Annotated in this window: 10 protein-coding genes; 1 reads left to right on the top strand and 9 read right to left on the bottom strand. The window is 46.7% G+C overall.

The window, feature by feature from the left end; all coding sequences use genetic code 11:
- Positions 1 to 19 precede the first annotated feature (19 nt).
- A complete protein-coding gene (locus BC343_RS11515; protein WP_078347934.1) occupies positions 20 to 544 on the top strand; it encodes a GNAT family N-acetyltransferase in 525 nt (174 codons plus the stop codon).
- 190 nt (positions 545 to 734) lie between these two features.
- Here BC343_RS11515 and BC343_RS11510 read toward each other — a convergent pair whose 3' ends face one another.
- The 9 genes from BC343_RS11510 to BC343_RS11470 form a co-directional block, all read right to left on the bottom strand.
- Positions 735 to 1,142, bottom strand: a complete 408-nt coding sequence (locus tag BC343_RS11510; protein WP_078347933.1) for a VOC family protein — start codon at positions 1,140 to 1,142, stop codon at positions 735 to 737.
- A 146-nt stretch (positions 1,143 to 1,288) separates the two neighbouring features.
- On the bottom strand, positions 1,289 to 3,757 hold the full coding sequence (locus tag BC343_RS11505) for a DUF5686 and carboxypeptidase regulatory-like domain-containing protein (RefSeq protein ID WP_078347932.1): 2,469 nt from the start codon (positions 3,755 to 3,757) through the stop codon (positions 1,289 to 1,291).
- 243 nt (positions 3,758 to 4,000) lie between these two features.
- Positions 4,001 to 4,990: an L-glyceraldehyde 3-phosphate reductase gene (gene mgrA, locus BC343_RS11500; protein WP_078347931.1), complete on the bottom strand. Its 990-nt coding sequence runs from the start codon at positions 4,988 to 4,990 to the stop codon at positions 4,001 to 4,003.
- 231 nt (positions 4,991 to 5,221) lie between these two features.
- Positions 5,222 to 6,529 (bottom strand): bifunctional folylpolyglutamate synthase/dihydrofolate synthase, encoded by a 1,308-nt coding sequence (locus tag BC343_RS11495; RefSeq protein ID WP_078347930.1) that lies wholly within the window; start codon positions 6,527 to 6,529, stop codon positions 5,222 to 5,224.
- 69 nt (positions 6,530 to 6,598) lie between these two features.
- Positions 6,599 to 7,414 carry an energy transducer TonB gene (locus tag BC343_RS11490; protein WP_078347929.1) on the bottom strand — a complete coding sequence of 272 codons (816 nt, stop codon included), beginning with the start codon at positions 7,412 to 7,414 and terminating at the stop codon, positions 6,599 to 6,601.
- Positions 7,415 to 7,497: 83 nt separating this feature from the next.
- The gene (locus BC343_RS11485) at positions 7,498 to 7,899 is read right to left on the bottom strand and encodes an ExbD/TolR family protein (protein WP_078347928.1); all 402 of its coding nucleotides are present in this window, start codon (positions 7,897 to 7,899) and stop codon (positions 7,498 to 7,500) included.
- Positions 7,896 to 8,609 (bottom strand): MotA/TolQ/ExbB proton channel family protein, encoded by a 714-nt coding sequence (locus tag BC343_RS11480; protein ID WP_078347927.1) that lies wholly within the window; start codon positions 8,607 to 8,609, stop codon positions 7,896 to 7,898. The genes BC343_RS11485 and BC343_RS11480 overlap by 4 nt, the downstream gene beginning before the upstream one ends.
- A 71-nt stretch (positions 8,610 to 8,680) precedes the next feature.
- Positions 8,681 to 9,769 carry an HU domain-containing protein gene (locus tag BC343_RS11475; RefSeq protein ID WP_078347926.1) on the bottom strand — a complete coding sequence of 363 codons (1,089 nt, stop codon included), beginning with the start codon at positions 9,767 to 9,769 and terminating at the stop codon, positions 8,681 to 8,683.
- Between the two features lie 38 nt (positions 9,770 to 9,807).
- Entirely contained in the window at positions 9,808 to 11,673 is a 1,866-nt protein-coding gene (locus tag BC343_RS11470; RefSeq protein ID WP_143822155.1) for a TonB-dependent receptor domain-containing protein, read from the bottom strand.
- Between the last annotated feature and the right edge of the window lie 13 nt (positions 11,674 to 11,686).

Here is an 11,686-nt window from a genome sequence, read left to right as displayed (position 1 = left end):
GGATAACTACCTTGCGCACATGGTCAGGCCCGCAACTTTCTCTGATATATCCTACCTCCGGCAGATGATAGCACTGTCGGTACGCGGATTAAGCACCAATTATTACACCGATGCCCAAATTGAAAGTGCCATTAAATACATTTTTGGTGTAGATACCCAATTGATTATTGACGGCACGTATTACGTAGTAGAGAAAGAGGGCGTAATAGCAGCTTGCGGCGGATGGAGCAAACGCAACACCCTCTACGGCGGCGACCAGCATAAAGAAGTAGAAGACCCACTACTTGACCCTGTTACCGATGCTGCCCGCATCCGCGCCTTTTTCGTACACCCCGATTTTGCACGGCAGGGGATAGGGCGGGTATTAATAACCGCTTGCGAAGATGCCGCCCGTGCCAACGGCTTCACCGTAATGGAACTGGGTGCGACACTACCCGGCGTACCCCTTTACGAAGCTATGGGCTACACCGCCCTGGAACGCTTGGATCCGGTATTGCCCGATGGCGAGGTTTTGGGAGTAGTAAGGATGAGGAAAGTTTTTTAATAAAAAAGTTTAAAACCACGATGTCATTTCGAGGGAAGCGAAACGACGAGAAATCTTGTTAGATAAAGTATTACCGCTATGAATGAACGCCTTGCATTACGGCGAACTTTGCATAATGAACAAGATTTCTCCTCACACAACGCACCTTCCCCCCTCTGTTCTTTCGAAATGACAACGTTTATGATAGTACCTATTCCTCACTCATCTCCACCGGCAGCGAATGTAGGGCTATCCTGTTGCCTTCGCTATCTAAAAACACGCCCATGTGGCCGTAGCTTGGCGAAATCTCTGTTTTGGGCACAACGATAGTGCCGCCGGCGGCTTCTATTTTATCTAATATGTTTTGCACATCGGGGTTCGCATTCAGGTAAACCAGCGGGCCGCTATCTGCCGATGGCTTGTAAAAATCGCCCGCGTAGCAAAGCGCGCCGCCTACACCCATCGGGCTTTCGAGCGGGAACATGCGCATTTGCAGTTTAAAATCGTCCATATCCATCGGTATCATCTCGATATCGAAAATGGTTTCGTAAAATTTCTGGGCACGATCAATATCGGCAACCGGTATCTCGAACCAGCTGATGGCGTTTTTAAATATCATGGCAAAGGTTATTTAGTTTGAGATAAATTTAGCTGATTAACATGTAATAAAGCAAGTTTTAATGATAGTGAATGGTTGATTTAGAGAGTGGTGAATGGTTCGTTACTTTTAACTATTCTCCACTCACAGCTCACTACTCACCAACCCTAAAAACTCAACCCTATCCTCAGCGCATTATCAACCCTGCCACCCTGGTTAAACGCCAGCCCGTACATTACCCTTATGCCGGTATTGGTTTGCAGGCCGAAGCCGAGCTCGGTGTAATGTTTTAGCGTTGGGGTGTACAGGTAATTTACATCCAGTATCTCCTGCAGTTTTAGCTTGCGGATGAGGGGCAGTTTGTTGGTGATGAAGCCTGAGAAATTATGTTCGAGGTGCCCTTCGAGGTATTTGTCGCCGGTGCTGTAGTTGTAATAGTTGAGCAGCAGGAAGTGATTGATGCCCGAATCGTAAAACAGCACTTGGTTGCCCGAGAAGTGTTTGTAATCGGTATAAAACAGGCTATTGGCATTGAAGAATTTTCCCGCCCCAAGGTAGAAGCTGGTTTTCCCGTAAAAGCCCAGCGGGATATCGGTTTTAGATATATCGGCAGATAGCAGGGTATAATCCACATCTGACCCTAACACATTTTTGAAGCCTTTTGTAAGGTTTAAGCCAATAGTTGGGTATGCCGATGGCAAATAGCGCCTGCCGGTGGGGTAGGTTTCGTACTTGTTGCTGAAGTTGTAGGAAGTCCGCAGTGCTACTTTGAACGACTGGTTTTGCGGAAACAACGGCGCATCTACAGCCGGGGTCAGGGGGTTGTTGGAGGTGAACTCGTTGCCTTTGGGGTGGAACAAGCTGTAATCGGCCATGTTGGGCAGCCACTTACGGTCGGCCCATTCTGCTGTTCCGCTGGCAATCCAGCCGCCGCTTATGCGGGTATTAATGCCGAAGGACGCGTATTGCTTTTGGTACAGCTTTTGAAAGTTCTCGCGGTTGAGCAGGCTATAGGCAGTGTTCATGAAACGGGTAATGGGCTGTCGGTTGTTCATATCCTCGATAGCCGAACCGCCGCCAACGTTGAAGGTGGTAGTCCCTGTTGATATGGTAAAGCCGCCGCTGCCCGTGAAAATTTTATTGGCAAAATTATAACCCGCCCGGCCGTATATCGAATAGTATTTGGTGGATAGGAAACGATTGGCGCTGTCTAAGCCCTTGGTGTATGACATGCCATAATCCAATGCCAGCCCCTGTACGGTATTGTAATAAACCGAGTTAATGATGGAGTTGAAGTTATAATATTGATGCTTGTAACGGTTGCGGTGTTGGTAACCGCTAACGAGCAGTTTATCAAAACTTACCTTATTGTTTTCTTTGTCCAACGAGTCAAGGTAGGTTTTCGATTCTCGCTTGGCGGCAAGCACGGCTTTCTTTTGATAGTCGGTTTTTTCTTCGGCAGTTAGCGGGATGGGGCGCTGTTGTTCCCAAAAGGCTGAGTCTTTTTTGTTTACGCCTTTGGTGATGAGCAGCGTTTCTGCAAATTGTTTTTTATCGAGTTTAGGGTTAATATCGTAATCTTTATAGATCGAAATAAAATACCCGCCTACGCGGAAACCGAATAAACCACCGGTGAACTCAAATTTGATAGAGCTTGGCATCCAAACATTGCTGGTTACCGGCACATATTCCTCGTTAACGCTCAGGGTGTCTACAAAGTTGATGTTGGCTTTCTTGGTGATGGTGAGTGCCAGGCTTTGCAGTCGCCAGCTATCGTCCAGTATGTAAATGTACCCGCTAAAGCATGGGTCGTGGTCGCGGCGGGGCGTTACTTTTATTTTGTTGATGGTTTCTCCATTCTCTATCGAAATGCCCATCCATTGGTATTTGTAGTAAAAGAGGGCGTTATCCGCAATGGGCGATACCAGCGGGCGGTTGCTCAATCCGTCCCAGGTTTGCATATTCTCGTAAAAATTCACCCTCAGGTCTGACGCGCGGTTGAAGCTGAAAGCCCGGTTACTGCCCGATACTTTAGAGGAAATAATTTCTTCGCGTATATTATCCGGGCGCATATAGTTGAGTTTGGATTGCGACTCGGACAGGTAAACAATACCCCGGCGGTTACTATCCAGCCCGGCCTCGCGCGTGGCCTTCTGCACATCAAACATCAGGAACTTCTTTGGGGCGGCCAGTAGTTTCTGTAAACCCTTGATATATACCTCGGCTGTGTAAGAGTTAACAGCGTTGAGGTAGCCTTTACGTTTTTTGATGGCCTTGCGGATGATGGCGTAGGCAGGGTCTTCGCCACCTGCCCGTACCGTAACTTCTTTTATTTGGTAGTCTTCGGCTTTTAAAGAAACATTAAGGCTTTGTGCGGCCTTTAGCTCCAACTTGCGGCTTTCCTGTCTGTAGCCAATGGCTTTAAACTGAACTTCATAACTCCCTGGCGCAAGGTTCAGGCTGTATTCGCCATCGCTATTGGCGGATGTGCCTTTGGTTGTGTTTTTAATATAGACGGTAGCAAATGGGATGGGCTTGCCGTCATCAGCAGTTATATTGCCGCTAAGGGTAATATCCTGGGCAAAAATTTTAGATGTAAACAGTAGTAGGAAGGCGAGTAAAAGGTGTTGTTTCATGCAGGCGCGTATAGGTGGCACTAAGATGTGCCTTATTCCTTAAAAACGTTAGATGCATAATGTTAATTATTGTTAAAGGGGGACAGGAAAAAAGTTGCCGGGGATATTAACAACTAATAAAAGCAAGCATTTTGCTTGCGTCAGCTGAAAGCTGACCTCATGCCGGCCACGAGTTGGAAACTCGCGGGAGCAAATGTTGTTATAGCGATGGGTTTTAAACCCATCGCTATAGTTACGAAGTAGTTATTTCAATATTCCTTCAATTTTTTCCAGTTCTTCAGCAGAAAACGCCTTATTATCCAGCGCTTTCAAAGAATCGGCCAATTGAGCGGGTTTGCTTGCACCGATAAGTACTGATGTTACGCGGCTATCTTTCAGCAGCCAGGCTATGGCCATTTGGGCAAGGGTTTGTCCGCGTTCAACTGCCAGTTCGTTTAGTTTTTTCACTTTAGCTATGGCTTCATCTGTTACCTGGTCGGTTTGCAGGAAGCCGGTTGACTTTGCAGCGCGCGAATCTTCGGGAATACCATGCAGGTATTTGTTGGTGAGCAAACCCTGGGCCAACGGCGAGAATGGTATACAACCTACGCCCTCGTCTTCCAAAACATTCAATAGCCCAGCTTCCGGGTCGCGAACGAACATGGAGTATTTTGGCTGATGGATGAGGCATGGCGTGCCTAATTGTTTTAATATGCTGATGGCTTTGTCGGCTTCTTCTGCATTGTAGTTAGATATACCTGCGTAAAGCGCTTTACCCTGGCGAACAATAAGGTCTAAAGCCATCATGGTTTCTTCCAGCGGGGTGTCGGGATCCGGGCGGTGATGGTAAAAGATGTCTACGTAATCCAATCCCATGCGTTTCAGGCTTTGGTCGAGGCTGCTTACCAGGTATTTTTTAGAACCCCACTCGCCGTAGGGGCCTGCCCACATGTGGTAGCCGGCCTTGGTAGAAATGATCATTTCATCGCGGTAGCCTTCAAAATCCTCTTTCAGTATTTTACCGAAATTGGTTTCTGCCGAACCCGGAGGCGGGCCGTAGTTATTGGCAAGATCGAAGTGGGTAATGCCGCTATCGAAGGCCAGGTGTAATATTTTGCGGAAGTTTTCCATTACATCCACATGCCCGAAGTTGTGCCAAAGGCCAAGTGAGATCTCGGGTAGTTTAATGCCGCTTTTTCCGCAGCGGCGGTATTCCATTTTGTCGTAACGGGTATTAGCTGGTTGGTAGGCCATAATGTTTGGTTTGTGTGGCTAAAGGTAGAGGAATTTGTCTTTTTCTGAACTCGAATTTCAGGTAATTTTTAGAATGAACAGAATGTAGCAAGTGGTCGCATTTGTACAACCTTTGTCATGCTGAGGGACGAAGCATCTATTCGCGAATTGGCATGGCGGCTATAGCATTGTGACTAACAGATTCTTCGCTCTCGCTCAGAATGACAAAAGTTTTTTATTTAACCAAGACTTTCAAACAGCCTCTGCCACCACAAAAGTACTCCCGCCAACAAAAACTAAATCATCGGCATCTGCAGCTTCACGGGCGGCGGCAAGTGCGGCGGTTACCGAAATATAGGCTTCGCCATGCAGACCAAAGCTGTCGGCTTTTTCCTTTAGGCTTTCGGCTTCTAATCCGCGGGGGATATCGGGTTTGCAGAAGTAATAAACTGCCTTTTGCGGGAGCATGCCCAATACTTTGGTAATATCTTTATCCTTCACCATGCCTATTACAAAATGCAGGTGTTTGTATGGTACCGAGGCGATGTTCTTTAGAACTTCGGTAATGCCTTCGGGGTTATGCCCGGTATCGCAAATGGTGAGGGGAGATGAACTGAGGGTTTCCCAACGGCCGTGCAGGCCAGTTAGGGTTTTTACCTGCTTTAAGGCAATGGCAAGGTGTTCATCAGTTATGTTGAAACCTTGGTTACGCAGTTCGTCTATTGCGGTTAAAACGGTTTTGAGGTTTTTAATTTGGTAGCTGCCGGGCAAGTCGAGTTGGAATTGAAGCACTTGCTCATCCGAGTAGGCAAAAGTGGGTAACACTTGCCTTTGCACTTCAACCGTCAAGAGATTTAAATTGTTGTTTTGCGATATGGTTTCCCATTCTTCGGAGGCAAACTCTATAGGGGCGTTTACGGCTTTGGCTTTGTTCAAAAACACCTCAGACACCTCTGGCTGATGTTCGCCAATTACCACCGGAACACCGGGTTTTATAATGCCCGCCTTTTCGCCGGCTATCAGCGGCAGTGTATCGCCCAGCATATTCATATGGTCCCAACCAATATTGGTGATTACCGATAGGAGCGGGGTAATGATGTTGGTTGAATCCAACCTTCCACCCAAACCTACTTCTACCATGGCAATATCAACCTGCTCTTTGGCGAAAACATCAAAAGCCAATGCCACGGTCATCTCAAAAAAAGAGGGTTCTATCTCCTCAAAATCCTGCTGATGGTTTGCCACAAAATCAATAACGGTTTGCTCACTTATCATCTGCCCGTTAATACGTATGCGTTCGCGGAAATCTTTTAGGTGAGGGGAGGTGTACAATCCCGTTTTATATCCCGCAGTTTGCAGTATGGCTGCCAGCATGTGGGATGTTGAACCCTTGCCATTAGTGCCGCCCACATGTATGCTTTTGAATTTATGCTGCGGGTTATCCAGCCGTTCGCAAAGCGCGAGTGTATTGGTAAGGTCCTTCTTAAAAGCAGAAGCCCCTACACGGGTAAACATCGGTAGCTGGTTAAACAGATAGTCGAGGGTGGCTTTATAGTCCATAGCTATGGTTTGTCAAAAGTAGAAATAAAATTCTGCTATGGTCTATTGTCCTTGGACTATGGATTAAACTTAATTGAGTTTAAACACAAAGGTCATTGTCCCCCTTTGGCTGTCCGGCGCTGTGTCTGATGAGTTGAATTGCGAGTTCAGCAATGCATCTTCACATTTCTGCAGTAGGTCGGCATCGGTAATAGTGGTACCACGTGCACCGGCGCGAGCGGTTACCACACGGCCGTTTTTGTCTACGGTAATATCTACCACCACTTTGCCGGCGTGGCGTTTATCGTCGCTCACACTTGGGCGGCTAACAAAACTGCGTTGTACCAAATTGAGGCTGCCACCATTGCCGCTACCTGTACCATCATAGTTATTGGTGAGGGTAGTACCGGTGGTTTTGCCCTGGTTGCCCGGTGTGCTGCCTGTACCATCGCCTTCGCCGCTGCCATTGTTGGTTTTGCCTTTGTAGAGGGCATTTTGGTTCACTTTTGGCGCTTCTACCGGCTTTTTAACAGGCTGGGTAGCTACTGTTTTGCTTGGCGCTTTAGAGTTTGCTGCCACTTCGGGTGCATCCTCGTTATTTTGGGTAACAACGTTTTTGTCGCTGCTTTCTTCAACCGGCTTTTCTTCGGTTGGCGGAGTTTCGGTTACTTTATCGGGTTTGGATTGATTGGCATTTTCGGCAACTGAAGGTTCATCTATACTCATATAGTCGCTGCCCATACCCTCATCTACAGTACCGTAATTAACCAATATACCGCCAGTGCCTTCCTGTTCAGGAGGTGGGTCTCTAAACACAATAAAATAGCACAGGGCGATCACTACTGCAAGTATCACACCTGTTGCAGCAAATGCTTTCGGATAATTATTTTCTTCCCTGTACTCCATTTTTTTAAGCTGAAAGCTTAAAGCATAAAGGCAAAAGCTTTTCCTTCTCAGGCTTTAAGCTTTAGACTTTCGGCTTTGAGCTTTTATCCCTTCGGTTCTGTTGCCAGTACCAGTTTTATATTTAGTTTTTGTGCTATATCCATTACGGCTACCACATCCTGTATAGCTACGGTGCGGTCTACGTATAATACTATGGTCAATTCGCTTGCCAATTTTTTATAGCCGCCTATCACGTTGGGGAGGTCGGCCACGGGCACTTCTTTTTTGTCTACAGTATACCGCAAGTCTTTATCTATAGAAACGTTGATAGTTTTTTTAGATACCGATTGCCCGCTTGATGATTTGGGCAGCATCAGTTTAATAACGTTGGGGTTGGTAACGGTAGAGGCTATCAAAAAGAACAAAAGCAGGAAGAACATGATATCGTTCATGGCCGAGGTGTGTACCTCTGCCGCCGCACCGCGTTGTCTTTTCCTTAAATTCATTTGCTCGGCTCCTCTAACAGGTCAATAAATTCAATAGCATCGGTTTCCAGTTTCAAAATTACTTTATCAACCATCATGTTTAGTACGTGGTGGCATACGTAGGCAACAATACCCACGAATAGGCCCGCTGCCGATGTTACCATTTTAACGTATAAACCACCGGATATTACACCCATGCTAATGTTATCTGTTTTAGAGATATCGTAAAATATCTTAATTACCCCTGCAATGGTACCCAAGAAGCCAAACATGGGGGCTATACCGGCCACAATGCCCAGGATGCCTATGTTCTTCTCCAGTTTTGATACTTCCAGTTTACCAACGTTTTCAATGGCACCCTCGATATCTTTTATAGGGCGGCCAATGCGCAGCAAACCTTTTTGCAACATGCGACCCAGCGGCGAGTTACTGTTTTTGCAGATAGCAACGGCCGACTCTAAATTGCCCGACATAATGCTGGCGCGAACCTGTATCATCAGGTGCGATTCGTCTTTAGAGGCTTTGCGGATAGTAAAAAAGCGTTCGAAGAATATCACTAAACCTAATACGGCCAGTATACCAATGGGTATCATTACCCAGCCACCTTTTATTAGTAGGTCGCCAAAGCGTAATTCTTCATCGGGGATTTTTGCCAGTTGCTGGCCGGCCTGTGCCGCTGTATCTAATAGTTTTTGTGCTGTATCTGCTGCCTGAGCGAATAATAAAGTCATTTGCTGTTAATGGGGTTTGTATTGAGGGGACATGCCCTATGCGGGCTTTCTTATTTGCAGTATCGTTTTGTCTATCCTTTGGGTTTTACCGATTGAACGTAGATGTCTTTTGCTTTAAAAGTTTTATTAGCAATATATTGGTTTTGTGCTTCAATTGCCAAACCTTGTGTTGGATACATACCTACCGATATATGTATCAGTTTACCAGGTAAATCGGTCACTACATGCGCCTGTATACCTTTTTTACGGAAATCGAGAATAGCAGCACCGGCCTCATCATTGGTTTTAACATTCTTCACTATCAATTCATAACGCGGAAGTGATGCAGTATCTTTTACGGCAGGCGAACTTTGTGTTACCGAATCCGGTTCAAGGTTACGTATTACCTTCCCGCTATCACGAGCAGTAGTGTCCACCGTCTCCATCACAATTTTTGGTGCTTCGGCTTGTGGTTCTTCTTTTTCGGCATTAGCCCCAAACGAGAAGTTGAAAGCCTTAGCGTCGTATTTTTTTATCATGAATACGGCTACAGCTGTAACTAACAGCGTAAGCAATACAAATATGATAAGCGTACGGCGGCGTTTTTTGCGGGTTAGCGCTATCAGGTATTCTTCCTGTTCCTGGTCAACATACTCCGGGTATTCGGGAGCAACATACGGTGCTTCCTGGTAAGCGGGTTGCTGATATGCCGGCTCGGGCGTGTACGTTTCAGGCTCCGGCTGGTACTGTTGATTTATTGTTTTTGCCCTGCCAAGCTTTTTAAGCGATATGGTAGGGTAGCCGTAAAACTCAGGGTCGGTAGTGGCAACGCCGTTGGGCTTAAAAAGCAGCTGCATATTGTGCATGGTAAACCAGCCCAAATCGGCCAGTTGAGCCTCGTCGGCAGCGGCTTGTTGTTTAAGGCCCAGCACATACTTTTCGGTAAAGTATTTTGATGATGCTACCGATATCTTCTTTTTCTCGGCAATATGCACCGCCAGTGCGTCGTCGTTATCCAAAAATTGGGGGTCGAACTGTACGCTATATCCGGGGGGATAAAACTTGCCCTCCCTGTCGCTGTAATAACCGTTAACACGGGTATGGGCGAAATAGCCGAGCCCGGGTACGTTAACATCGCCATGCAGCCCCAGCAGTTCGCTTATGTAATAGCCTACGTCCATGCGCTAAAAGTACGGATAATTATAAAATTTTGAAAAACCTAAAAAGCATAGCCCACACCCCCGAATACATTAAGCCCATAATTAGGGTAATATAGCCAGGTTTGGTTGCTGGTGCTTAAAATATTATTTACCTGTACAAATACCGATACCTTTTTGTTTACTTTATAAGTAGCACCGCCGCTCAGATCGGCAAAAGAGTTAATTGCTGAGCTTACTGCCGGGGTAGTGCCGCCCGGTAATACCAAAGGCCTATCCTGCGTTGCGCCACGGAAAAGCAGCGAACCATTGATGTCAACTTTATCGCTAATGTGGATAACCGTACCGGCAGTTAGCTTAAAGGTAGGCAGGTTCCAGGGTTTGGCTTCGGTAGCCAGTTTATAGTCTTTAACCTCCACGCGGCCAAACAGGTCGAAATCTTCAGCGGCCTTAAAGTTTAGTTCGCCGTTGAAACCGCTGATGCGTGCCTTGCCGCCATCGTAAACCACGGCGTATTGGTTGCCGGTGTTAGCAAAATCGTTTACGAACAATGGCAAGTTTTTTACCTGGTTGCGGAAAACTGATGCTTTAAAGCTCAGTCCCGGTGCCAGTGTACCTTTCAACCCGACGGCGATATCCAACTGGTCAACCGAGTTTTGCAGAGCGATGTTTGGGCCCAAAAATGGATTAACATCGGTATACTCCTGCATAGAAGCGCGTTTTACATCACCCTTAGCTTCGGCGAACAAGCGCACATACTTTGGCACCACCTGGAACTCCAGTTTTGCTGCCGGAAAAATGAAGAACCTATCGGAAAAGCCAAACTCTTTGGCAATGTTTACACCTGCATCAATTTTATAATTTTCGCCCTGGAATTTGATGTAAGGGTTGGCCCTAACAATGCTGTTACTTACCGAGTAAGCCACATCTTTTTGGCTGCTCAAATCTAAAGATGCTGCTAAACCTGCGTAAAACTGCTTAACTGTTTGGTTAAGAAAACCCGACACTACCACGTTGCTTTCTTTGGCGCTGTAGCTGTTGCTAAACAGGTAGCCCTTAACTTTTGCCGCGTAGGTAAAGGCGTTCTCCTCATCCTTGTAGTTTTTGGCAATTTCGCCTTCTGCACCAATGTTATTGAAAACCTGTTTCTGCGGATCAAAAGTGTAGCCCGTAGGTTCTACGCCAGATGTGTTATCTCCGTAGAAATAAGTACCGCGGCGTTTGTAGTTAATGCGCCCGCTTAGGGTATAATCCTGGTTTATGCTTTTGCCGAAAACGCCTATCTCATCGCGTATCTCGTTTTGTTTAAGTTGGTTGCCTGCCTGTGCAAAGTGCTTCAGGAAGCCACCAACCTGCAGGGCCTGGTCGCGGCCATTTGCAAAGTAACCTTCTGCATAGCTGGTTTTCATGCTGCCTAAACCTGCTTTTACGTAGTTATTCAGCAATACCGAATCTTGTTCGGCAGGGCGTTTCATGGCTTCCAGTTCGCCAATGTTATTGTCTTGCAGTAGCTTTTTGTCGATAGGCGTGTAAGACAACGGCGCCTTAAAAGTAGCGGCTTCTTCCAAATTTGGGTTGCGGCGTATTTTCACAGCCTCGGCCAATACAGGCTTGTAGGCTGTGGTTACTACTATCTCTTCGGTTAGGCCTGCGCCGGGTGTATTAGCATTGTTATTGTTTTGTCCGCCTTTTTTGGTGGTATCAACCGCTACAGTAGCGGCTGCATCGCCAAGGTTTTTGGCCGAAGCCTTTTGTTGCACCGCAGTAGTTGCTTTGGCAGGTTTTTTAGCCGCAGCCTTTTTTGGTGCGGGCTTTTGTGCTGTTTTAGCCGCCGGTTTGGTGGCGGGTTTCTTAGTTTGCGCGTTGGCCGCCACAAAGAAGAAACTCATCAACACAGCGAGCAGTATATAATTGTATTTCGTGGTCATTGCTTGTTCCTCT

The organism is Mucilaginibacter pedocola (assembly GCF_002013915.1).
Taxonomy (GTDB): Bacteria; Bacteroidota; Bacteroidia; order Sphingobacteriales; family Sphingobacteriaceae; genus Mucilaginibacter; species Mucilaginibacter pedocola.
The sequence above is the reverse complement of the archived record's forward strand: the minus strand, read 5'-3'. Positions and strand labels throughout refer to the sequence as shown.

Bases quoted from the DNA above. Each gene is read 5' to 3' on its own strand.
- BC343_RS11515 (WP_078347934.1), top strand. From the start codon at position 20: ATGGTCAGGCCCGCAACTTTCTCTGATATATCCTACCTCCGGCAGATG.
- BC343_RS11510 (WP_078347933.1), bottom strand. From the start codon at position 1,142: ATGATATTTAAAAACGCCATCAGCTGGTTCGAGATACCGGTTGCCGAT.
- BC343_RS11505 (WP_078347932.1), bottom strand. From the start codon at position 3,757: ATGAAACAACACCTTTTACTCGCCTTCCTACTACTGTTTACATCTAAA.
- mgrA (WP_078347931.1), bottom strand. From the start codon at position 4,990: ATGGCCTACCAACCAGCTAATACCCGTTACGACAAAATGGAATACCGC.
- BC343_RS11495 (WP_078347930.1), bottom strand. From the start codon at position 6,529: ATGGACTATAAAGCCACCCTCGACTATCTGTTTAACCAGCTACCGATG.
- BC343_RS11490 (WP_078347929.1), bottom strand. From the start codon at position 7,414: ATGGAGTACAGGGAAGAAAATAATTATCCGAAAGCATTTGCTGCAACA.
- BC343_RS11485 (WP_078347928.1), bottom strand. From the start codon at position 7,899: ATGAATTTAAGGAAAAGACAACGCGGTGCGGCGGCAGAGGTACACACC.
- BC343_RS11480 (WP_078347927.1), bottom strand. From the start codon at position 8,609: ATGACTTTATTATTCGCTCAGGCAGCAGATACAGCACAAAAACTATTA.
- BC343_RS11475 (WP_078347926.1), bottom strand. From the start codon at position 9,769: ATGGACGTAGGCTATTACATAAGCGAACTGCTGGGGCTGCATGGCGAT.
- BC343_RS11470 (WP_143822155.1), bottom strand. From the start codon at position 11,673: ATGACCACGAAATACAATTATATACTGCTCGCTGTGTTGATGAGTTTC.